Annotated in this window: 20 protein-coding genes; 3 read left to right on the top strand and 17 right to left on the bottom strand. The window is 40.0% G+C overall.

Annotation, left to right across the window (positions count from 1 at the left end; all coding sequences use genetic code 11):
* Nucleotides 1-78: 78 nt before the first annotated feature.
* Nucleotides 79-954 (top strand): LysR family transcriptional regulator, encoded by an 876-nt coding sequence (locus tag AC1D69_RS13540; RefSeq protein ID WP_495456693.1) that lies wholly within the window; start codon nucleotides 79-81, stop codon nucleotides 952-954.
* Between the two features lie 100 nt (nucleotides 955-1,054).
* On the opposite strand, the gene AC1D69_RS13535 is transcribed toward AC1D69_RS13540, so the two are convergent.
* Nucleotides 1,055-2,392: a DUF2254 domain-containing protein gene (locus tag AC1D69_RS13535; RefSeq protein ID WP_495456692.1), complete on the bottom strand. Its 1,338-nt coding sequence runs from the start codon at nucleotides 2,390-2,392 to the stop codon at nucleotides 1,055-1,057.
* Nucleotides 2,393-2,636: 244 nt separating this feature from the next.
* Between AC1D69_RS13535 and AC1D69_RS13530 the strand changes: the two genes are divergently transcribed.
* Complete coding sequence (locus AC1D69_RS13530; protein ID WP_495456691.1) at nucleotides 2,637-3,260, top strand: polysaccharide deacetylase family protein; 624 nt, start codon at nucleotides 2,637-2,639, stop codon at nucleotides 3,258-3,260.
* 93 nt (nucleotides 3,261-3,353) lie between these two features.
* Here the strand turns inward: AC1D69_RS13530 and AC1D69_RS13525 are convergent, their stop codons facing one another.
* The 16 genes from AC1D69_RS13525 to AC1D69_RS13450 form a co-directional block, all read right to left on the bottom strand.
* Nucleotides 3,354-4,823 (bottom strand): hypothetical protein, encoded by a 1,470-nt coding sequence (locus AC1D69_RS13525; protein ID WP_495456690.1) that lies wholly within the window; start codon nucleotides 4,821-4,823, stop codon nucleotides 3,354-3,356.
* A 21-nt stretch (nucleotides 4,824-4,844) separates the two neighbouring features.
* Entirely contained in the window at nucleotides 4,845-5,339 is a 495-nt protein-coding gene (locus AC1D69_RS13520) for an RNA polymerase sigma factor (RefSeq protein WP_495456890.1), read from the bottom strand.
* A gap of 212 nt (nucleotides 5,340-5,551) precedes the next feature.
* A complete protein-coding gene (locus AC1D69_RS13515) occupies nucleotides 5,552-8,341 on the bottom strand; it encodes a glycoside hydrolase family 3 C-terminal domain-containing protein (protein ID WP_495456689.1) in 2,790 nt (929 codons plus the stop codon).
* Nucleotides 8,342-8,561: 220 nt separating this feature from the next.
* Nucleotides 8,562-9,116 (bottom strand): CueP family metal-binding protein, encoded by a 555-nt coding sequence (locus tag AC1D69_RS13510; RefSeq protein WP_495456688.1) that lies wholly within the window; start codon nucleotides 9,114-9,116, stop codon nucleotides 8,562-8,564.
* 168 nt (nucleotides 9,117-9,284) lie between these two features.
* Nucleotides 9,285-9,770: a stalk domain-containing protein gene (locus AC1D69_RS13505; protein WP_495456687.1), complete on the bottom strand. Its 486-nt coding sequence runs from the start codon at nucleotides 9,768-9,770 to the stop codon at nucleotides 9,285-9,287.
* 21 nt (nucleotides 9,771-9,791) lie between these two features.
* The gene (locus tag AC1D69_RS13500) at nucleotides 9,792-10,112 is read right to left on the bottom strand and encodes an N-acetylmuramoyl-L-alanine amidase family protein (protein ID WP_495456686.1); all 321 of its coding nucleotides are present in this window, start codon (nucleotides 10,110-10,112) and stop codon (nucleotides 9,792-9,794) included.
* Nucleotides 10,096-10,494: an N-acetylmuramoyl-L-alanine amidase family protein gene (locus AC1D69_RS13495; protein WP_495456685.1), complete on the bottom strand. Its 399-nt coding sequence runs from the start codon at nucleotides 10,492-10,494 to the stop codon at nucleotides 10,096-10,098. Before AC1D69_RS13495 ends, AC1D69_RS13500 begins: the two co-directional genes overlap by 17 nt.
* 3 nt (nucleotides 10,495-10,497) lie before the next feature.
* Entirely contained in the window at nucleotides 10,498-11,271 is a 774-nt protein-coding gene (locus AC1D69_RS13490; RefSeq protein WP_495456684.1) for a stalk domain-containing protein, read from the bottom strand.
* 240 nt (nucleotides 11,272-11,511) lie between these two features.
* Nucleotides 11,512-13,110, bottom strand: coding sequence for a peptide ABC transporter substrate-binding protein (locus tag AC1D69_RS13485; RefSeq protein WP_495456683.1), 1,599 nt, complete (start codon nucleotides 13,108-13,110; stop codon nucleotides 11,512-11,514).
* Nucleotides 13,111-13,356: 246 nt separating this feature from the next.
* A complete protein-coding gene (metE, locus tag AC1D69_RS13480; RefSeq protein ID WP_495456889.1) occupies nucleotides 13,357-15,645 on the bottom strand; it encodes a 5-methyltetrahydropteroyltriglutamate--homocysteine S-methyltransferase in 2,289 nt (762 codons plus the stop codon).
* Between the two features lie 610 nt (nucleotides 15,646-16,255).
* Nucleotides 16,256-17,395, bottom strand: a complete 1,140-nt coding sequence (locus AC1D69_RS13475) for a toxic anion resistance protein (protein WP_495456682.1) — start codon at nucleotides 17,393-17,395, stop codon at nucleotides 16,256-16,258.
* A 21-nt stretch (nucleotides 17,396-17,416) separates the two neighbouring features.
* Nucleotides 17,417-19,105, bottom strand: a complete 1,689-nt coding sequence (locus tag AC1D69_RS13470) for a vWA domain-containing protein (protein WP_495456681.1) — start codon at nucleotides 19,103-19,105, stop codon at nucleotides 17,417-17,419.
* A gap of 10 nt (nucleotides 19,106-19,115) precedes the next feature.
* Entirely contained in the window at nucleotides 19,116-19,856 is a 741-nt protein-coding gene (locus tag AC1D69_RS13465; RefSeq protein WP_495456680.1) for a hypothetical protein, read from the bottom strand.
* 364 nt (nucleotides 19,857-20,220) lie between these two features.
* Nucleotides 20,221-20,400, bottom strand: coding sequence for a hypothetical protein (locus AC1D69_RS13460; RefSeq protein ID WP_495456679.1), 180 nt, complete (start codon nucleotides 20,398-20,400; stop codon nucleotides 20,221-20,223).
* A 147-nt stretch (nucleotides 20,401-20,547) separates the two neighbouring features.
* The gene (locus tag AC1D69_RS13455) at nucleotides 20,548-20,688 is read right to left on the bottom strand and encodes a lmo0937 family membrane protein (protein ID WP_495456888.1); all 141 of its coding nucleotides are present in this window, start codon (nucleotides 20,686-20,688) and stop codon (nucleotides 20,548-20,550) included.
* A gap of 112 nt (nucleotides 20,689-20,800) precedes the next feature.
* Nucleotides 20,801-22,357 carry an ABC-F family ATP-binding cassette domain-containing protein gene (locus AC1D69_RS13450; protein ID WP_495456678.1) on the bottom strand — a complete coding sequence of 519 codons (1,557 nt, stop codon included), beginning with the start codon at nucleotides 22,355-22,357 and terminating at the stop codon, nucleotides 20,801-20,803.
* A 158-nt stretch (nucleotides 22,358-22,515) separates the two neighbouring features.
* Here AC1D69_RS13450 and AC1D69_RS13445 point away from each other — a divergent pair, with 158 nt between their 5' ends.
* A complete protein-coding gene (locus tag AC1D69_RS13445) occupies nucleotides 22,516-23,169 on the top strand; it encodes a transmembrane-type terpene cyclase (protein WP_495456677.1) in 654 nt (217 codons plus the stop codon).
* Nucleotides 23,170-23,183: the final 14 nt, after the last annotated feature.

Raw genomic sequence — 23,183 nt, 5'->3', positions numbered from 1 at the left:
ATTCCTGTAATCTACTATAATACGAATATGAGCCATACATGTAATTAATATATTTAACAGGAGCTATAGATACTGTCTATGATCAATTATGAGCTATACAAAGTGTTCTACTGGTCCGCGAAGACAGGAAGTTTGTCTAAGGCCGCCAAATTGTTGTTTATCACTCAGCCAAGTGTCAGTCACGCCATCAAGCAGTTGGAAGATAACCTAGGCATCACCTTGTTTTACCGCAATTCCAAAGGTGTTTCCTTAACGCCAGAAGGAACCACCCTCTATTCCTATATCGAGCAGTCTCAGATCCTTATCTCGTTGGGAGAAGAAAAGATGGCAGCACTTAAAAATCTGGACAGTGGAGAGCTACGGATCGGGGGTAGTGATTCCTTATTTAAGCACTATATCCTTCCTTTCCTAGAGCGTTATCACCAGAAGTATCCAGGGATCAAGTTGCATCTGAATCATGGGACCACACCCGAAACCATCGCCTTCTTGAAAGAAGGTAAAATTGACTTAGGTGTCGCTCGTATGCCTATTGTTGATCCTCAGATAGAAGTGATGAGAGGAATTCAGTTGCAGGATTGTTTTGTTGCAGGAGAAAGGTTTGCAGAACTGAAGAATCAAGTACTCTCATTAGAGGAGCTACTTCAGTATCCCATCATCCTTTTTTCACGTAATAGTAGGGTACGGATGGCCATCACGGAATTATTTGAAAGTTATGGGTTTCAGATCAAACCTGAGATTGAGGTAGGAAGCGTGGATCTTCTTATTGAACTTGCGCGAAAAGGACTTGGGATCTCTTACGTAACGAAAGAATTCATCTCTAAAGAATTGGAAGATGGTTCGCTCTTTGAAATTCAATTAGATATTAAAATGCCACCATCTCAAGTGGGATTCATGTTTATGCATAATTTGCCACTGTCTATTGCAGCAAGCAAGTTTATTGAACTCTTGAACTAACGTCATCCGTGGAATTTTACATGTCATAATAACAAAAAGGCATCCTAACCATTACAATCTGGTTAGGATGCTTTCTTATTGTCATCAGAGGATACAACTATTATAGTATTTTCTTATTACTATATTTCTCCAAAAGATGATCATAATCTGTTAAATTATCAGTGGTAATGGCTAAGCTATATAGCACATGATAAAATTGTTGCTTATCTTGATCAAAAAGAAAGAGATTCTCAAACCCATGTGCTATGTGTACTGCAAACTCCCATACCTTTTGATAAAAGCTTGGATCAAGGGATTTAGCCATTAGATCAAGTACATTTAAAATATCCGTTAAAACGATGACATTTCCATTTGCATAGTGCCTAATATGCCCCAATCCATTGTATAAATAGTGGTCAAAGTCTTTTTTTAGCAAAATAATACGAAGATTCTTCTCATCATCTACTAAATAATGTGAGAAGTCCGTTATTTGTGCAATCGAGACAAGTACTTCCCCTACCTGATAGAGTGCAGTTGATACTGTTTTAGGATCATTATTCCCAAGCGATCTTATGGCAACCTCAACAAGCTTATTCATGCTGAATTCAATATCTTGGACTTCTGTTTGTTTCTTTCTAATATTGAAGAATGCAAGATACTTGTCTTCATCGATGGTTGACTCATCTTTCATCCAATAGGTTAGAATGGGTGTACTTTCATATACGTAGTTCCCTACGGTATATTCAAATTTGAGAACAATGTCATCCTTTTGGGCTTCGTAGATCATCGCGATAAAGTCGACAATTTGAATATAGCCTGATGTACCTGCTTTAATTTGCTGCCCCTTTCCTTCTCTCATATGTGCATCTGTATCAATGAAATCTTTCACTTTGTAATGATCCAGTTCATTTTCCATGGTGCTTTTCACAATGCTCAAGGCTTCCTTTTTCATGTCATCTGTCATTTGATTTACTTGTAACCAAGCTACGGCATGATTAATAAAGAATATAAAAGCACCCATCGACAAAATGGCTAATAAGGTTGCAATAATAGGAACTGCAAAATAGTATTCCGTGATTCTTTTATTAAGGAAAAGGAAAGATACGAGAACGTAGATAAAACTCCCCGTAAAAATACCTAACACACGTTGTGTTGCTTTGCTTGCAATAAAGTTCTTAAGCATTCGAGGAGAAAACTGACCAGAGAAGGTTGTAAAAACAACCAATACTAAGTTAAATGTGAATATGGTAAGTGACAAGATTGCTGCAGTAAGGGTGCTTACTAGAGAAAGAGTTAATTCATAATCTACGGCAAAATACGATCTGAATCTATCTCCTAGCATGTAGTTTAAATCACCCCAAAAAGCGGCGCTTAATATTAGAAATGAATAGAATACGTAAAGAACAGGCGTCACCCATAGATTAGATTTAACCTGATAGGTCAACTCTCTTTCTGACATCCTAATATATTTTTTTAAATACTGATCTAGAAAATACTTGTTAGACAATGTTATGGTCCTTTCCAATAGTTATTATTAGTGTTATTTGGTAAAATGATGATTCGTGATCTCTATAAGATTGCCATTAACGGAATAATTCAAACGTAACCAAAATAGGATGATTTCTCCTCAAATGGAGCATACAATTCAGGGTATTAATGATACTATTATCTTGACCATACCAAGCATAAGGAGAGATTCGTTGATGCATGTAGCTACAATCATTCACAAGGTGGAGACAACCGAGAAACTCATTGCTTTTACATTTGATGATGGGCCTCATCCCACGTATACGATCGAACTGTTAGATATATTGCAAGAGGTATCTGGAAAAGCAACATTCTTCATGATTGGAGAAGAAATTGAGCGAAATCGCTCGATTGCCGAAGCAGTCCATAATCGAGGACATGAGATTGGGAACCATACATACTCTCATCCATCATTACCCGGCTTGCCTATCCATGAAGCTTCTGAAGAAATACACAAGACGGATGAGATCATTCGCAGTATAACGTTGCAGAAAGTTAGTAGCTTTCGACCACCTTATTTTGATGAGAACGAGGATATATTAAGGCTTGCTTGCGAAGCAGGGTATGACACAATCGGTGCTCTTAATCTTGAAGCTCGGGATTGGGATAATCCTGGCGTGGAGCATATTATAGACAAGTCAAGGGATTATCTAGTAAGTGGTAGTATCTTGATCTTCCATGATGGGTATGGAGATCGCTCGCAGACTGTACAAGCTGTTCGAACACTAGCCAATGAGTTGACAGCGAAAGGCTATCGGTTGGTGACTATTCGAGAGCTAATGGCTGCTGGAAGAAACTAAAGTCATCTACATTTTGAATATTTTAAAACGAAAAAAACGATGGATCAGCTGCTAACAGCTAACTCCATCGTTTTTCTTTCCAATAATGAAAATCTAATTCTTCGTATATAACTCTACCGCCTGTGTGTCCATAATCGGGTTCGCATACCGCTTAACCGGTATTGTCAGTGGCTGAGGATAATCCTTAGCATTCTCCCCAAATCGATAACTAATCTCGTTTACAATGTTACCGTACTTTGACCTTGTAAAGCCACCGAAGTTGCCCCCCGAAATGCTTTTATTGACTCTATTATTTTCATGCACTTGTCCTTGCGCATCGGTGAAAGTATCGGCGAACAATGGATACGGATTTAACAATTGAGAATCTTGATTCTGTATCTCAATCCTTTGTCTCAATAGAAGTTCACCCTCTTCTGCATTATTCTCAGGCGAAGGTTCGACAAGCTCAAGATCATTTCCAGGAGCACTAATAATCTGCTTCTTATTCAGATCGACAACAATTTTCATCTGATTCTTATCGACAGCCGAGATACCGAATGTTTTCATTGAGATGGAGTCTGGCTGGTTATACTCCATGTACTTGTATACTAGTGTGGCTTTAGAATCATCCGAATATATTTCAGAATTATACGATGTGGTTAGGTGGGGGTAATATAATTTCTCGGTCTTCCCCCTTTTTGTAGCGATCAGAACAGGATTGATTAATTGAAAAATTTGTTTTTCGTTATCCTTTACATATTCCAAATCCACATAGGTTCCCAGCGGGGTATACAGGACTTGCGTCACCTTAATTTCTTGTCCATCCACTGTCAAGGTACGCTCTGCAGATAACTTATGTTGTTGGTCTTTGAACATGCCTGTGTCGAGCTCGAAGGATGCATCAAGATCGGTATGGTTCTTGCTATTATAATCTGATTGCTCCGCCAATGCTACGTTAAACTTCACATCTTTTGGGTAGGATACCGAAGGCAGTAATTTCGCTGAATATACAAAATAGTTGGTTGCACCAGGGGATATTTGGTTGACACTATTCGTCAAATTCGTTCCTATAGATGGTGCTTTAATACCGCCAAAATCAAGTGAGGCATTTGTAACACTAGCTGTTTTATCCAGCTTATTTTGAACACTATAAAGGATAAATACTTTTCTGCCGTCCGTGACGGCACCCATTACTCCTACTTTAAATGAACCTTTTTCTACGCTTTGATAAACAGGCTTAATGAGGTTGCGGTCCAATATGCTTTCGAATGATTGATCATCCACGAATAAAAATCTGAATAATTTAGAATCACTCCAATTCTTAGTTTCTGAACTTCGCACCACATCCTGAGCAACTTCTGAGACTGGCACTTTATGAAAAAATGAGAACGTAATCAGCACCGCTGCTGCTACGGTTACAACTGCACCTATACCTAAGGAATAGATATGTTTCCTCTCGCGTTTTTTTCCACGCATAATTCCACCTCGCATCGCATTATAAATTTTCATTTCCTGTAAATTATCAACATGCTTGTTTACTTCATCAGCATTCTGACGAAGGATACGTTCTTCTTTATCGATCATTTTCATTCGCCTCCCGTATCTCTACAGATATTTCCGAAGCTGCTTGAGTCCTTCTCGTAGCCAGGTTTTAATCGTCCCCTCTGGTTTTTCTAGCACTTTTGCGATTTCAACAGTTGTCATATCCTGATAGTATTTTAGGATCACAACATGCCGATATTTGGGCTTCATTCGGTCCATTGCCCGTTCCAGGTCGATCCGTTCGCTGCTATTCATCTCCTTTGTTACACCCTCGACTAGAGTCTCTGCTGGAAACACACGTTTTTTGCGCCTTAATTCATCCATGCAACAGTTGATGGTAATGCGAATTACCCAAGACGTAAAGGCCTGCTCATCTTTAAGTTTTTTACGCTTCATCCATGCTCGACATGACGCTTCTTGCACTATTTCGAGCGCATCCCCTTCTGTCCTCAGATAACTGAAAGCAATAGCATACATTTTGCGATGTTCTACGTACAAGCGTTTAAAAAAAGCTTCTTCATCCATCAGTGCATAATCTTCTGATGTGATTTGACTCATTGTATGTCCCACCAATACCCCCCCTCTCTCTATTTATTAGTGTTGGTGTTGGGATGGAACCTATAAATGAAGTTCTTGTAAATAAGACGTAGTTGATAGGAAAAACGATTGATTTTTTACAAAAAAATAGTAACACAAACCATGGCCTTGGTCTGTGCTACTATTTTACTTGCTCTTCTATAGTTAACCGTACCCATTTATGGGTTTGAATATTAATCTATTAGTTTAAATTCAATCCAGTCGATCTGTACTCCCGGTTTGATGAATTCTAATTTCAACTCATAAAGACCAGCTTCCAGTTCAATTTTCACAAGTTTCTGTCTGATCCATTTGCCTTCTGTCCCATTGGTTTGAATCGTCGTCATCAATTGATCATTCAGTAACACATTACATGCACTTTGAGCCAGCTCAGGTTCCGGAGACATGATGTTAACGATGATTCGGTATTGTCCTGCTCGATCCACCTTCATGTAGCTTGATCCCATTACGACAGGTTTAACTTGCTCGTTATCGGATAGGGATTGAACTTGATCCGTTACAAGAGAAGCATTGGCTTTGAAAGGTTCTACTGTTTCAACAATTTCTTGTTTTCTAGAGAATACCGGTGCATACATGATGAATTCACAAATATTCATAGCAGAGCGCTGTAGTTCTCCACGGGTAAGCGTGCCATTTTCAAGAGAATCTAAGGTGTTATCTTCATAAGCATTGATTTCTGCTCCATAGTTAGTAACAACCATATAGAGATCGTTCTGAGCACGAACCATCCAGTTTGTATTCTTACGATCTGCTGCTCCGCCATTGGCAACATCATTCATAACAGCCCACCAGTCCGTCATCACGATACCTTTAAAGCCCCACTCACCGCGTAGAATTGTAGTATTCATATCATAGTTGGAAGCTGCCCAATGTCCATTAATCGGATTATAGGAAGTCATAATTGAATTCGCGCCGCCTTCTTTCACCGCGATTTCAAAGCCTTTTAGATAGATCTCACGAATGGCGCGTTCAGATACGACTGCATCTACCTTACTACGATACTTCTCCTGGTTATTGCAAGCGAAATGCTTCAGTGTAGCGTTCGATCCACCCTTCATAATACCGCGAGTACATGCAGCAGCAAAGATCCCAGAAATCAGTGGGTCCTCTGAAAAGTACTCAAAGTTACGGCCATTTAGCGGACTGCGTCGGATATTTAAGCCCGGTCCCAGTAGAGCATCTACGTTATAACTTACTAATTCTTGGCCTTCCATGACATATAGCTCTTCGACCAGTTCCGTATTCCAAGTTGCTGCAAGCAAGGTTCCGATGGAGACTTGAGTCGCTTTCTGCCCACTATCCATACGTATTCCAGACGGACCATCTGCGGTACACGCTACAGGGATACCGTAATTGTACAGACTATCGCTTACCCCTCCGAATGCTGAAGCCGTACCCGGCGTTACCATAGGACTACTCATGCCTTCTCCTCTGACGATTGTAGCTAGATCCTCATCACTGAGCTGAGCAATAAAAGCTTCCATGCCAACGTTTCCGTCATAGACATCTCTTAATTTATATCCTTGATTACCGGTTTGTTTAATCGTCGTAGGAAGGTTCTTCTCGATCCGTTCTGCCATCGAAATTTTACGCTCCGGACCCTCAACAAAAGTTAGTTCATACGAACCATCTTCCTTAATGTTGCCGGGTTTCATTCTCGTGAAGCCTTCCGTCGGCGCCATTGCTTCTTGTAGCTGTTCTACCAGTTGAGGAGTCTCCACAATGTAACCTTGTTGACCTTCCATGCTAATTCCTTCTACATTTTTGACACTTGTTCCAACATAAAAGCGATAAGTACCCGCTTCAAGCACGTATGCGGAAGAATAACCTGTCACGCCAGCATCATCATAAGAAGCCATAGAATGAATAGGGAAGCTGATCGTAAGACGCTCTGATTCACCAGGTTGAAGGACTTGGGTCTTCCCGAATGCCGCAAGCGCTTTGGCAGGTTGTCCTAACTTTCCTTGTGGTGCTTCATAATAGACCTGTACAATCTCTTTTCCCGCAAAGGTTGAGCCCGTATTGGTTACGGTTACGTTAATTTCAACGTATTGTTGTCCTTCGTTAGAAGTAAGTTTTGCTTCTTCAGACTCTATTTTAAATTGGGTATAAGATAATCCATAACCGAATTCAAACTGCACCTTTTCCGGACAAAACGTCTCAAAATAACGATATCCAACATAGATGTCTTCTTGATATATGTTCTTGAATTCATCTCCATAGTTGCGAGTAGATGGGTAATCCTCGATGGAATAGGCGATGGTATCCGTTAATTTACCGCTTGGTGTTACTTCTCCAGCTAGTACATCAGCAATCGCATTTCCACCTTCCATCCCACCTTGCCATGAGTAAATCACGCATGCAATCGGGTGTACATAACGCTCATCGTTCATCCAGCTCATATCAATAATATTCGATACATTGAGTACAACGACGGTTTGTTCAAAATGTGCAGTTACCTGTTGGATCATCGCTTCTTCTTCTACTGTTAATTGGTAGCTTCCTTGTTCATCAGCATTATCCTGGTCTTCTCCCGCTGTGCGTCCGATGACAATGATTGCCTTGGTCGAATGAGCTCTAGCTTCTGCTACTAACTGATCGGTTAAAGGCATTTCCTTCTGGTGCCAAGGCTCTGCCGCCCAACCTCCCCCACCATTATCAAATGGATTGCTCTCAATCCACTTTTCATAGGCAGCCGCTAGTTCTTCATTAACTGTCAGATTCTCTTTACTTCGAAGACTATCTAACAGATTTGTTGTATGAGAAACATGGACACTACCGCCTGAACCTGTACCGCTACGATAGTAATTAACTTGAGTTCTACCAAAAATTGAAACGTTTTCGGAATGTTGAAATGGAAGAACATTTCCTTCGTTCTTTAATAACACCGCACCTTCTGCGGCTACTTTTCTACTAAATTCAGCAAAACCTTCTAATGGTTTTCCCTGTAGCTGTGTACTCAATTTGCTCACTCCTGTTAGTTATTTCTAATCGATTGTCGATACTTTATTTCAAAGCTATGTACTTTAGTTCATTCATACATGGTTGCGTCTAATTATAGTATTCAATTTCTCTGAGAACAAGAGTTGAAAGATTACTATATTTTGTGCATAGGAAAAATCAAATCTGATTTTACTATAAACAGAAATACCCTATGTGGCAACAGCTTTAATCAAAGCATAACTAGGCGTCTTCATTCTCCATTAATTGCAGGGTTGTAATACACGTGTCATCGTTCTCGAAGGTAGAAATCTCGGAATTCGCCGTTTTCCCATCGTGTTCGACGGTTATGCGATATTTTTTATCACGAGGTAGCCACAGATCTATAAATCCATTGGATTGGGATTTCACGGTTTGGTTCAATACTACATTGCCCTCCGAATCGTCGATGAAAAGACTAAATTCCTCTTCTACCATTTCCCCTTGGCAGCCACTCAAGCTGTGGGTTGCGCATGGGTGTGTATTATTGACGTATGGTGCGATGGAAACAAAAAACTCGTCTTCGGGTAAGGCATAAGTTAACGATTTCTTGTTGCGATCGGTCACGATAAGTTCCTTAGATGTGATTGAAGCAGAATTTGCTTCTAAGATGCCAGTACTGTATTCATTCACTAATTGCTTAATGCTTAAGGAGTCAACTTCGTTAGGCACATTTTTGTCGGTATTTCCCGCAAAAAGATACACACCCAATATAACGACAACTATGAATCCAGTTGCCACAAAGATATTCCTTTTCAACTTGTACTCATCTCCTTATCTCATTTAACTTGTTCATCTATTAATGTCTATCTTCCTTAAATACCTAATATAACCAAGCTGGCACACAGGGAGGTAGGACAAAACGGTGAAGATTACAAAGTGTGAATCACTGTGCATCTTATAAGAGCCGCCAATTGTATCATTAAGTTAATAAGTTATTTTTCCTGTAATTGTGATCTTATTTGTCCTACTATCCCAGTGTATAGTTTTACCTAATGCTCTAATAGATTCACGAAGTGGAAGAAGAATCTCGTCCTCTTTTGAAATGATAGTAGAAGTACGCATTGTGAGATTCTGAGTTTTCTCTTCTTCAGCTAGCTTCGAGCCTATTTCCACTTTGTTTGAGTTTTTATACCAAGTATACAATTCATCCGACTTACCTTCGTTAGAGAAATGTGTAATAAAGCTTACGGATTTAGAATCCTTAAACACCCAACCATTCAAAGCACCCATCATACTGGAGATAGTCTCGATACTAGCGTAAACGTGATTGTCCTTGATGATAAATTGGGACGTAGAATAACCCTTCTCATTAACAATCACCTGTAGTGGTACATCAGCAGCGAAAGTACTTGCCGTAGAAATCGGTGCCATCGCTAATAAAGACACAAACAATATAACTTTCTTAAACATCCTATCGCCTCACCTATCTCTTTACTCAACACCTACATATTCTTTAATCCCATTAACAATAGCTTGAGCCGCTTTATTCTGCACATCATCTGATAACATTGCTTTTTCATCCGAACGATTACTTAAGAATCCTACTTCTAACAGTACAGCAGGCATTGTAGTCTCTCTAATTACTTGTAGACTTTCATTTTTAACTCCACGGTCTCTCAAACCTATAGCATTAACTAAATGTTTGTGAATGATATTTGCTAGATCTTTGCTGCTACTTCGTTGGTAATAATAAGTTTCTGTACCATTCGATTGTGGAGAAGATTGAACACTGTTGCTATTGAATAGAGACAAATACATCAGCATTTAATTGATTAGCCAACTGTACTCGTTCAGTACGGGTAGGATATATGTCACTCTCACGGGTCATAACTACCTCAATATTGGGCTCTTTAAGTAAAAGTGCTTGAACTTTCAGTGATAACGATAAGTTAAAATCCTTCTCATGTTTATTCGTGATACTCAATGTCCCTGGATCGCTTCCACCATGACCTGGATCGATAACGACCACTTTACGTCCAGTATCGTCAATCGATGGAACAGTAACACCACTCTCTTCGGCAACGTTTAAATCGATAATAAACATATTAGAACTCACTTCGTGAATGAGTTGGAATGCGTTTGGGTTATTCAGAGCAATGACAACTCGGACCTGATAAGGATCATGTGTAAACAATGATTATCTTACTTCCGCTACATTAGGATAATCGATACCTTCTAATGTACCTCTCCATCCTGAATCTAGTGTGTTCATTGAACCAAAAGAATCAGCGAATGCCGTGTTCGGTAGATCCACCACAATACGATCAGGATTCTTCATTGTAGATATCCGTGGTGTCACTTCGCCATCCATAGATACAATGAGTTGATTATTCACAAAATTTATACCACTAACATGCTTTGGAGAAGACGCAATCCCTTCGCCACCGTCGACAACGGGAACTTCCACTGATTCAGTTGCATTTTCTGTTGTTGGTCTTCCACTAACGGGTTGTCCATCTTGAATAGACTCCCTATTACCACTTGTCAGGTAAACTGTTTTATCCATGTTATCCCAACTCACCCCAAGTCCCATTTGTTCACTTACAAAACGAATGGGAACTACCACCGTTTCATTCTGAACTTGAGGTGAAGCATTTAATATGACCGGTTTGCTATCAACCGTCGCTTCTTGGCGATTGACCGTTAACGATATGATCTTGTTATCTTGTTGAATCTTGACGCCTTGTGACTTTGGATCCCAATCTACTTTGAACTTCAGATTCTCAACAACGACACGAATCGGGATCATAACATTCTCATTCACGACTTGAATCTGTACATTAGCAGGCATGCTTATTTCATTGCCATCAAGAATGATCTTCGACTGTATGGCTGCAGCATTTCCTTCACTCGAAAAACAAATTATACAGAACAGACTCAACAGGATTACAAAGCTAAATTTCTTCATCATTCACCTCAGTTGTACTTTTCTCATCCAAGCCTCTTTTACTCAGACTGGATTTACAGATACTAACAATATTCTACTTTCATGTGGTTAAACCCTGCATTAATTACAAATTTTACAATGTAGTGATAGTATGATCTTACATATTGAAAACTCAAAAAGACGATGTCCATAGTCTAATGACCACAGATACCGTCCTTTTTTTACATTAATGTTTGTTTCTCTTACTGCTCCCAGTAACTTTAATTATTCTATATATCCTCTTGTAAAAGCTATCGAACTATCATAATCCACATAGACATTTTTGACATTTGGTTTATGTAAAAGGTCAGTGACATAATAATAGAGTGGAATAATGACCATTTGATCAATGAGTTTTTTTTCAGCTTTTGCATAAAGTTGATTCCTAGTCTGTGGTTCAGTTGTTCCACGTGCTTGTTTGATATAACTGTCATATACCTTATCGCTCCAGCCCGTGTCATTATCTACACTCCAAGATGAAAAATATTCCAAAAATGACGCAGGATCGTTATAATCTGCCGACCAACCACCTCTTGCCATTGTATAATTCTGATTGTAACGGTTATCTAAGAGCTCGTCCCAATCTTGGATCTCAACACTCGCTTTGATTCCTAAGTTTTTATTCCAGCTGCGAATGACTAATCGTGCAGTGGTTTCATGTGCATCCCCATCATTCACAATGATCGAAAAGCTTGGAAGCGTAGTTAAGCCCTCTTCCTTCAAACCTTCTTCCAACAGTTTCTTAGCTACCTCTACATCCTCTTTGAAATAAGCCGAATCAGTTATTTCTGTACGAAAAGTCTGCTTAGATCCACGGACATTATGGGGAACAAACCCATATGCTGGATTGCCATAACGGATGGCTTCGCGGTCAACTGCCATAGCTAGCGCCTTACGGATCTTAAGATTATCGAAAGGGGCTTTATTTAGGTTCAATTGGTAGTAATAGATAGAGGCAATGGGGGCTTCAGAATAATCACGATAAAATGTTTTATCTAATGCTTTATAATCCATCATATCTTCCCCTCCTCCTCCGACCCAATCTACTTCCCCATTGATATAGGCAGCAGTTGTTGTTAATGTTTTTCCTTTAGGTCGAAGAAATTGAACCTCTGAAAATTTAATTTCTTGCGCAGCATAATAATTCGGATTTTTGACTAAGGTAATGCCATTATCATTCCATTGTTTAAGCTTGAAGGGACCATTAGTCACCATACTCTTCTTATCAGAAGCCCATTTTTTGTTTGATCTCACCATTTCCTCATTCACCGGTAGATATATACTTTCAGCAAGGAGCTGAGTGAAATATGGGGTTTTTTCGGTTAATGTCACCTGGAGGGTGTAGTTATTTAATGCCTTCACCCCCATTTTCGAGGCGTCTCTTATCGTCCCCTTATTGTAATCCTCTGCGTTAGCAATCATGAACATTTTAAAAGCGTAAGAGTTATCAGCTTCAGGTGCTAGCGCTCGTTTCCATGCGTATTCAAAATCCGACGCCTTTACCTGCTGCTGATTACTCCATTTTGCACTAGAACGAAGTGTAAATGTGTACGTTTTGCCGTCACTGGATACTTTCCACGACTTGGCGATACCTGGGACCGCTTGTCCTAATTCATTCAATCTAACCAGCCCTTCAAACAAGCCTCTATTGATCGTATCCGTGCTTTTCTCAGTAGATGAAGCAGGAACAAGGTCTTGTGGAATTTCCGTTAAACCAATTCGTAATACTTGTTTAGCCTGTACAGCAGATGCAATGTTTCCTTGTGTGACAGTAAAGCTCATAAGCATACCAAACGCTAAGACTACAAGTAACAACCTTTTCATCAATGTTTCCCCTAACCTTGTGATTTTCTTTTAAATTTTCGACATCAGGCTTGTTTTATTCTCACCCTTCTTTTATTTGTCTAATATTAGCGAATATGTTTTAAAAACGAAAGGAAAATTATGGTTATATTACTGGCACTATCGGTTCCGCTAGGCACACAAAAATGAGCAGACGCCCTAGCGCCTGCTCTACCATGTTTGTTATTTCAGTATCGTTTCTCGTTACCTTATCATTTGGACAAATGACTAGACCTTCAGGGCGTACTTTGCACGTGCTATCTGCGTCGCTTCAACCATGTTGCGCAAAGAATCGATGGTTTCTTCGACTCCCCGCGTTTTAAGTCCGCAGTCCGGGTTGATCCAAAAAAGCTCCGGATCTAGCACACGAAGGGCACGTTCGATCATACTCGTCATTTCCTCTACTCTCGGCACACGTGGACTATGAATATCATAAACACCTAAACCGATACCCAATTGGTACGTGTTCAATTCAAAGCTATGAATCAGTTCACCATGACTACGAGATGTCTCGATCGAAATCACATCAGCGTCCATCGCTTCAATGGAATCAATCATATCATGGAACTCACAATAACACATATGCGTGTGAATTTGAGTCGTATCTTGAACTGTGCATGTAGTCATTAGGAAGGATTTGACGGCCCATGCTAGATACTCTGCTTGATCCTTTTCCTTAAGTGGCAGACCTTCACGAACAGCAGGCTCATCAACCTGAATCATGCCAATGCCAGCATTCTCTAGCGCTTCTACCTCTTGTCTAAGCGCATAAGCCAGTTGGTAAGCAATTTGTTCACGAGTAATGTCTTCGCGAACGAAGGACCAGTTCATAATCGTAATCGGTCCAGTCAGCATCCCTTTAACAGGACGTTCAGTCTTCGACTGCGCATACTGTGTCTCTTCGACTGTCATAGTTTCCTCAAACGCGATATCCCCAAATATAATGGGTGGTTTCACGCAGCGAGAACCGTAAGATTGCACCCATCCGTACTGTGTGAATGCAAAGCCCGCAAGCTTCTCACCAAAGAATTCAACCATATCCGTTCTTTCAAATTCACCATGTACAAGAACATCCAGTCCGATATCTTCCTGCAACTTGATCCAAATATCGATCTGCTCACGGATGAAGTTAGCATATTGCTCATTGTTCCACTCACCTTTACGCCACAACTGACGTGCTTTACGAACCTCTACGGATTGTGGAAAACTACCGATTGTTGTTGTAGGGAAAATTGGCAATTGCCATTTCTTCTGTTGAACCTGATGACGCTCAGCAAAAGGCAGATTACGTTCAGGAGCCTTCGCACTAATAATAGCAACGGCATGCTGAATATCGTTACGATTGCGCTCAGCTGATAGCTTGAGCGCCTGAATAACACTCTCGCATTGTTCCAACTCATTTTTAATTATGACCCCACTTGAAGAGACTGCTCTTGCCAGTAGGACAAGCTCATCAAGCTTCTCATCAGCAAATGCGAGAGCATCCTTTAGTTCAGGTAAAAGTCTCGCTTCATTGTTCACCGTAACAGGAACATGAAGCAAACTGCACGATGATTGCACGATGAGCTGATCGGACCCTACGAGTTCACCTAACTCTTCTAGAATTGCCAGCTTTTCTTGGAGTGACGCCTTCCAGATACCACGGCCATCGATGACCCCTGCACCTAATACTTTCTTCGCTGGAAAACCAAATGCTTTTATTGAAGAAATATTGCCCGAGAACCCATGTACGAAATCAAGCCCGATTCCTTTGACGGGTAGCTGGACGATATCACTGTAATTCTCTATCGATTCAAAATAGGTTTGTAGCATAATGTTTAAGTTAGGTACCGACGATGCAATCGTCTCATAGATCGTCTGTAATCGTTGCAGATCATCTACATTTAATTTAGTAACAAGAATCGGTTCATCTATTTGTACCCATTCTACCCCTTCATTCGCAAGCTCTTGAAGTATCTGAACATAAAGCGGTAGTAAACGCTCTAACCAGGCATCTGTCTCTGAAACATCATATCCCTTTGATAGTTTCAGAAAAGTTAAGGGTCCTATGAGAACTGGCTTCCCTTCAATTCCGAGCTTATCCTTAGCCTCTCGATAGGCAATAAGGGGTTTATTTTCAGTGATGACCGGTGTTGCACCATCTAATTCAGACACTATGTAATGATAATTGGTGTTAAACCACTTGGTCATTTCACTTGCTGTTGCATCCTTCGTTCCACGAGCAATACCATAATATAGAGACAATGGTACTTCGCCACCTTCATAGGGGAATCGTTTCGGAATAATTCCGAACATTGTGGCTGTATCAAGCACATGATCGTAATAACTGAAATCATTTACAGCTATAAGGTCGATACCCTTCTCCTGTTGCTTCCGCAAATGGTTCAACCGGATTTCCTGTAGCTGATTGTGAAATTCTGATTCTTCGATTTTACCAGACCAGAACGCTTCTAGCGCTTTCTTCCATTCGCGATCTGCACCAATACGTGGGTATCCAAGTACACTACTTTTTATCATCATGTAACACTCCTATACAATTTCAAATTGTTACAAGAAAGATATCACGTATTCATAGATATAGTGTAACTGTATTAAACTATATCTAGTTATAGCTTAAGGCTATAGCGGTTCTGTTAAGCGAACATCGCACTTATGAGCTTATCTAAATATGCCGCTTCATACTAGGATAACAAAGCATTTCTATTACAAATTCAATAACCACATCGCAGAAAAAAAGCTGCTCGAATAAATTCGGCAGCTTCTCTGAATTTGTCCTTGAAATTAGTACATAAAACGATGTTGAAGAAATGGAAGATGAGCTTGAACCGATTCAAGGTGTACTTGGTGAATACGAATAATGAATAACAGGAATTTCTCCATCTAAAGGGTTCATTTCTAGAACAATTGTGCCAAATCGATTGAGTTAAGGTGAAAAATTCCAGTTAGACAGGATGGAATGGGCTTTCCTCTTCATTCAACTGGAGGAATTCCCGTTAAATGATTTAAGACTCGATGAAGTCCTAGTGATAACACAAATCAAATTAAGATGTGTAGTCTTTTCCCATAGTCTCCTACACCAATGTGGTGGATTTTCCACCGGTCTCCTCCATCGCCATTTCTACTTATTTTACAAACCCAACTTATGCCCCTTCTCCAGACGCTGGATCTGTTTCTCACCCACATTAGCTAAGTCACGGAACTGATTGATCGTGTCACGCATTCTTGGGAGGGCTTCCTGCTTGTAAGTACTGATCGAATCCAGGGCAAATAACACATCCGTAAACGCTTGTTTCATGGTATCCACGGAGATGCTCGCTTCAAGTGATTGCTTCTGGATGGCAACGCCTTGATCTTTCAACATTTTGGAGGTGCCAGCAATCAGTTCGTTCGTGGTTTGATTAAGGAGCTCAATCTTTTTCAAGACTATTTTTTGATTATAGAGTGCACTTGCAACAGTTACTGAAATCTTTAACGCCGAGATGGTAACATTCTTTGCTCGATCAACCCCACGGATCAGTTCTTTGTTGTTACGAATGACGACCTCGATGGCCATAATTCCTTGTTGGTTGACTACTAACATCTGTTGTAAATCCATAACTCTTTGTCGAAGTGGAAACAGCACTTCTTCGGTAATGAAACGGATTTTATCAGGATCTTCATTACGTAGTTTGGCCGCCTCAATCTGCGACTCTATGGATTCATCCATTAGTAGTCCAAGCTGTATTTCCTTTTGAAGTTTTTTGGTCAGATCGCGGAGTGTCTGTTGCTCAATCTCTAGTGTAGTGTTATCGTTCTTCAGGGTAGACTTGCCCTTATCTAAGGAGATGACAATATCAGCGATCACAACATCGGCTTTTTGGTATTTTAGAAAGTACGCACGTAAGGGATTGAACAGCTTGCCAAGGAATCCCCTCTTTGCAAAGTCGATCCCACTCGGGTCTAAATCCTTTAATTGCGTATGCAGTTCAGTTAGCCCCTTCGCAACTTGACCACCTTCATCTCCCGTTTTGGATAGGTTCCCAACAGAGACTTGTAGCAACGCATTTTTATCTGAGGATGATTTCATGGAATGTATACCGAACGTATCAATCGATTGTAGTATTTCTTTTCGTTTCTCAAGCGATTCGAAATCGAGTGTCATGATCGTGGCTACGTTCGCATCAGCTATCTCTTTCAGCTTAGCGACTTCTTCAGGAACGGGTTTAACCTCTTCTTCGATAGCTACCTTGATCTCTTCTTGACTGGGTATTTCCATTGTAAATGACATCGTAACCCTCCCTGGTATAAGTTACATTTGAACATTAAACAAATTTCCAATCTTATAGACCACGTCATCAGTATCTGCATTGATACTTGCGGCTTCATTAATACTCGAAATACTTTGAAGCGCCTTAATATTGGCATTATATCCGATCGTATATATAGGAACTTTGTATGTCTCAATGAGACCCTTGATGTCCTTGAGCGAGTAACCCTCATTCGTCTCACCATCACTTAAGACAAAGATGATTGGCTTACTATTAGGGTTAAGAACTAACTCCTCTTGAAGCATTTTCAAAGCCACAACGATCCCATCAAAAGTAGCTGTACCCCCATTAGCCTGAAGGCTATTCACTGAACCCACAAACATGGACTGTTGGTTGGTGTCATACTTTCCAATAGGGAGATGAATGGTTACACCACTTGAATAGGAGACAAGGCCGATACTGTTATCTTTTCCGAGATATTTCTGACCCTTCAATAGGGATTCTTTCAGTCGATTGATGGGTTCACCAGCCATACTACCGGACACATCGGTTACGAACACAGCCGCAATCGGCTTACTTCCATTCTTCTTTTCCTTCCATAACTTCTGCGCTGCAGATAGGAGACTACCCTCAACTTCTCCCACTTCTGATTTGTAATCATCGAGATTATTGAACCCTTTTTCTTTCGCCAGCTTCTGATATTGGTCTTGCTCGACAAACTCAGCAAACTTATGGATAATATCTAACTTCTCTTGAGGAACATCACCTAAGGCGTACAACGGACTATCATGTCTTACTCCGAAAGGGGTGAAAACATAACTATCCTTTAGATCTGTGGCATTCACAAAAGTTTGGTACTCTAAGACAAACCCATCCAGCATCCCAGACTTCGCTGCATCCCGCATTTGTATCGTAGTTGATGCGATGAAAGGCACATTGGCTTGAAACTTTTCAAATCCCTGAACGGCCTTTTCGCCTAACATATCAGCATTATCGAAAGTATTGAGGGCTGTGACAAGAAAGTTCAATCCCGTAGAGCTAGCGAATGGATCTGTATATCCCATTGAGAATTCGTTATTGGCTATCGCTTCGGTAATTGTTTTGACATTCACTGACCCGTATTTATCGATTAGTGCATCATATTTGGCTTTTGCAATCACAATACCAGGGACATTCCCTACAATGCGCTTAGATACAACTTCAGTCTTAATCCCACTTGCCTTGACCATTTCACCCCATAATTCGTTAGAAGGAGTAAAGGCCGTAGGAACATATTTACCTGATTTAATATAATCTGTAGCTGTACCCGAAGCGATATTCCGAATCTTAACAGATGCAACTTGACCATTTACGGAGATATTCGCTTTGTTGAACTCGGTAGCAACCTCAGTTAACCAGCCATCGACACCCGTACCTGACTTCTCAGTAGAAGAGAATATTTCAACATAATGATCTGTTACATTGTCTACAGTTATAGGAAACTTAGAGATATCCGGTAATGATTCACCAACATCAGCAGGATTAAGATCGATCTGGCCTTTTACTGGCGCTTCCGTCGTTACCGCGATTTCGGAGTATAGCTTACTTAATTGTTTTCCTGCATCTTCCGAAGTAACCTGTGTCTTGGATTTCCCCAAATTCGAGGTTAGATTCACTCCGAAATATACGATGGCGAAAACGAAGATCACAAGGATTCCTGACAGCAGGAGAAATTTACTCGTCTTTGTCATGCGATGCACCTCACTGTTTATAATATTTAATTTGCTTAATTAACAAGTCTATTTCCTGCATGCAGGGCATGTTTTCAATATCTCCTAGCTCAAAACAATCCAAGCGGGATATCTCTAACAGCATTTTATCTAATTTCAACAAAATTTCCTCGTTACTACTTAGAGAACTTTTCATAAAGGATATGTGATCGTTAACTATGTTAATCTTTTCTTGTTGAAGCTTCTGAGATAACATTGACGACTTATGATTCATTGCTTTTTCGAACTCCACCTCATCAAAAATAGTCAGTCTGTTCAACATACTCCTGATATTAAGATAGAATAGTTTTTCTACCTCGATCGTGACGGAAGCGAACTTCTTGTAACTTAGCTCTGTCGGTTCAAATCGCTGATTTAGGACATTTATTAGGGTATCCTTCTTCTTTTTCATTCGGTCCAACTGCTCTAAACCAAGCGTAATGTCATTACCTAACCCTTTTATGCGTTTATAGTGAAATAAAGCCTCTACGTAGTCATCATGGATTTTAATTTCTTTAATAGGGATAACGACAGAAAATTTAAATAACAGGACATAACTCCCGTAAAATAACACAAGCGCACTTGCGAACAGTATCGTTACTCCAAAGGCTGTTGAGAGTGCACTACCACCTATCTTTACCCCTAACAACCCTGGAGATAGTACTAGAATATTTAGAACGGCTACACCCAATATCAATCCTAAGAGCTTTATGTATTTTGTATTAATCAACACTTGGACCTCCTCTACCTCCATTAGGAAAAATCCTGATCTTTTATAGCCGGGAAAATATATATCTTATCAGGGTATGTTGTGATTTCTCCTTGTTATCTGGATACATACTAGTAGTGTATGCTCATCTGTGGGTTGTTTAGCATCAAAAACAACTCATCTAGAATCTTATATCATGTCGAAAACAACGTTATCCTGCGATTACCCAAGAAATAATGAGTATGATCCATTAAAAATATCCCCTCCAAGTTCACTTATTTATAGTCTTGTGATAACACAAGAATTAAAAAGAGAGCTACCGATATCTTACATCGGCAACTCTCTTGTATATGATTTCCCAGTTTCCAGCAGAATACCTAGATCTAAATTAGCCCAATGGGATAATTTTAACGATTTCCAATATTGTGGCACCTTCTGCAGGTGTATATTTACTAATTAAGTCCTTTTGCGTACTCGCATCATACTTAACAATTGCACGAGCACCCGTGTTACGTTTCATTTTGTCTTCTTCGTTAGGTTGATAGTTGAAGAACTCAACGACAGCCATTCCACGCTCGTTGATGTTGTAGCGCAGAGGACGGAACGATTTCGTAAAAGCGATAACGGTCTGTTCGCGGGGCGTATTTCAGAACATCTTACCCATTTTTGACTTAAGGGATATCCCTAATTTCTGGAGGAAACCTTAATCATTCAGTTAACCTCTTCGTCCGCGCACGAGATTGAATATCAGAATAATTACAGCAATCACCAAAAGAATATGTACTAAACCTCCGGCAATGTGAAAAGAAAAACCTAGTATCCAAAGGATCAACAGGATAATAAATACAGCCCACATCATAAACACATCCTCATTCAAGATATTTACTGTATAAGTTTCCCCCTTTTAATAAATTTAATGCAAGATCTTCTACCTTCACTATATAATCGACAGAGTTATAAGTCCTCTATTAAAAAACTTTCGTCGTCCAGGACTCGCAATTCCAAATATCTGTTGCAATGTCGCGATAAAATTCAGGTTCATGAGAGATGAGTATAATGCTTCCTTTGTAAGATTTTAACGCACGCTTCAGTTCTTCCTTCGCATCCACATCTAAGTGGTTCGTCGGTTCATCTAACACGAGGATATTCGACTCACGATTAATAAGCTTGCATAGACGCACTTTAGCTTTTTCTCCACCGCTCAAGACAGCGATCTTACTCTCAATATGTTTCGTCGTTAACCCGCATTTCGCAAGTGCAGCACGAACTTCATATTGTGAGAGGGACGGGAACGTCTCCCATATTTCCTCAATACATGTGTTATAGTTGCCTTCCTTCATCTCTTGCTCAAAGTAACCAACCTCTTGGTTGTAACCAAGCTCGATAGAACCAGACAGAGCAGGGATTTCTCCAAGAATGCTACGTAACAAAGTCGTCTTCCCAATCCCATTCGCACCTACTAGAGCTATCTTTTGCCCACGTTCCATCACAAGATCCAATGGACGCGACAACGGACTATCATATCCAATAACAAGGCCTTTCGCTTCAAAAATAACCTTCCCCGCTGTTTTACCTTCCTTGAAGTTAAACTGTGGTTTCGGCTTGTCTTTCGAAAGTTCGATGACGTCCATCTTGTCGAGTTTCTTTTGTCTGGACATGGCCATATTGCGAGTTGCTACACTGGCTTTATTACGAGCAACGAAGTCTTTTAACTCCGAAATCTCTTGTTGTTGACGATTATAAGCAGATTCAAGCTGCTGTTTTCTCATTTCGTAGACCTGTTGGAATTGATCATAATCACCAACATAACGAGTTAGCTTTTGATTTTCCATATGATAGATTAGGTTGATAACACTGTTAAGGAACGGAATATCATGGGAGATTAGAATAAATGCATTCTCATACTCTTGAAGATAACGTCTCAACCATTCAATATGCTGTTCATCCAGATAGTTCGTAGGCTCATCGAGGAGAAGAATATCTGGTTTCTCTAGCAATAGCTTCGCAAGTAGAATTTTCGTACGTTGCCCGCCACTCAGGTCATTCACATCACGCTCAAGCCCAATGTCAGTGATTCCTAAACCACGTGCTGTCTCTTGTACCTTCGCATCGATCATGTAGAAATCTTGGTTCGTTAGCGTATCTTGAATGGTACCGACTTCCTCAAGCATCTTCTCCAACTCTTCTGGTGAAACATCGCCCATTCTGCCATACATATCGTTCATTTCCTGCTCAAGATCGAACAAGTATTGGAAAGCACTACGTAATACATCTTGAATAGTTAAACCTTTTGTTAGAACAGCATGTTGATCAAGGTAACCTACGCGTACACGTTTAGACCACTCAACTTTACCTTCATCTGGTTGCAACTTATCTGTAACAATGTTCATAAAAGTAGATTTACCTTCGCCGTTCGCGCCGATTAATCCAATGTGCTCCCCTTTAAGCAGGCGAAATGAAACATCCTTGAAGATCGCACGATCTCCAAAGCCATGACTTAAATTTTCAACGTTTAATATACTCATGAATTAGACACCTTTTCCCTATATTTTCTCGTTATATTATAAGCAGGATTAACTCAAAACTCAATGGAGAGCCGAATATTCCTCAACATCATTCATATATATAGACAAGCTGGTTTCAATCGTAGAATGACTGATTAATTCTAAAGGATGTGGTTACCATGATAATGGAACATTTATTACCGCAAAAAGTAGCATTTCTACTTATGATTGGGATATCTGTATTTTGGATTCTTACCTATATCCTCATTATTTATAAAGGGTTTAAGGATCAGACCTGTGGAATGCCTATAGCCGCTATTTGTGCTAATATTGCTTGGGAGTTTCTATTAACGTTTATAATCCCATTTCATCCACTTCAACAAATCGTAACCTTAATATGGTTTCTATTAGACTGCATCATTCTACTCCAGTATCTCTATTATTCAAAAAATGTAAAAAGGCCATATTCCAAACGAACACTCTATGGGTCTGTCTTCTCCTTAATTATCATCGCTTTTCTGCTACAGTACGCTATGTCAATCGAATTTGATGACACCATGGCGCTTTACTCAGCCTTTGGGATCAACCTGATGATGTCTATTTTATTTATTAAAATGCTCATGACGAACGAACTGCAAGGTCAGTCCTTATCGATCGCTTACTGTAAATTGATCGGAACTTTATGTGCATCCATCCTCTGCTATTCCCTATTCCCACAATCCGTATTATTAACGCTAATGTATATTCTGATTTTAATAATGGATCTGGTGTACGTACTGTTGATCTATTACCAATCTATCAAAGTCATTCATAAATCGACGATCCACATGTGAGAATTTCTTTATGA

The organism is Paenibacillus sp. Y301 (genome assembly GCF_059445505.1).
Note: the sequence above shows the minus strand (reverse complement) of the source record. Positions and strands in the feature narration are given on the sequence as shown.

Excerpts from the sequence above, each read along its gene's own strand:
- AC1D69_RS13540 (WP_495456693.1), top strand. The coding sequence starts at position 79 with ATGATCAATTATGAGCTATACAAAGTGTTCTACTGGTCCGCGAAGACA.
- AC1D69_RS13535 (WP_495456692.1), bottom strand. The coding sequence starts at position 2,392 with ATGTCAGAAAGAGAGTTGACCTATCAGGTTAAATCTAATCTATGGGTG.
- AC1D69_RS13530 (WP_495456691.1), top strand. The coding sequence starts at position 2,637 with ATGCATGTAGCTACAATCATTCACAAGGTGGAGACAACCGAGAAACTC.
- AC1D69_RS13525 (WP_495456690.1), bottom strand. The coding sequence starts at position 4,823 with ATGATCGATAAAGAAGAACGTATCCTTCGTCAGAATGCTGATGAAGTA.
- AC1D69_RS13520 (WP_495456890.1), bottom strand. The coding sequence starts at position 5,339 with ATGAGTCAAATCACATCAGAAGATTATGCACTGATGGATGAAGAAGCT.
- AC1D69_RS13505 (WP_495456687.1), bottom strand. The coding sequence starts at position 9,770 with ATGTTTAAGAAAGTTATATTGTTTGTGTCTTTATTAGCGATGGCACCG.
- AC1D69_RS13490 (WP_495456684.1), bottom strand. The coding sequence starts at position 11,271 with ATGATGAAGAAATTTAGCTTTGTAATCCTGTTGAGTCTGTTCTGTATA.
- AC1D69_RS13485 (WP_495456683.1), bottom strand. The coding sequence starts at position 13,110 with ATGAAAAGGTTGTTACTTGTAGTCTTAGCGTTTGGTATGCTTATGAGC.
- metE (WP_495456889.1), bottom strand. The coding sequence starts at position 15,645 with ATGATAAAAAGTAGTGTACTTGGATACCCACGTATTGGTGCAGATCGC.
- AC1D69_RS13475 (WP_495456682.1), bottom strand. The coding sequence starts at position 17,395 with ATGTCATTTACAATGGAAATACCCAGTCAAGAAGAGATCAAGGTAGCT.
- AC1D69_RS13470 (WP_495456681.1), bottom strand. The coding sequence starts at position 19,105 with ATGACAAAGACGAGTAAATTTCTCCTGCTGTCAGGAATCCTTGTGATC.
- AC1D69_RS13460 (WP_495456679.1), bottom strand. The coding sequence starts at position 20,400 with ATGGCTGTCGTTGAGTTCTTCAACTATCAACCTAACGAAGAAGACAAA.
- AC1D69_RS13455 (WP_495456888.1), bottom strand. The coding sequence starts at position 20,688 with ATGTGGGCTGTATTTATTATCCTGTTGATCCTTTGGATACTAGGTTTT.
- AC1D69_RS13450 (WP_495456678.1), bottom strand. The coding sequence starts at position 22,357 with ATGAGTATATTAAACGTTGAAAATTTAAGTCATGGCTTTGGAGATCGT.
- AC1D69_RS13445 (WP_495456677.1), top strand. The coding sequence starts at position 22,516 with ATGATAATGGAACATTTATTACCGCAAAAAGTAGCATTTCTACTTATG.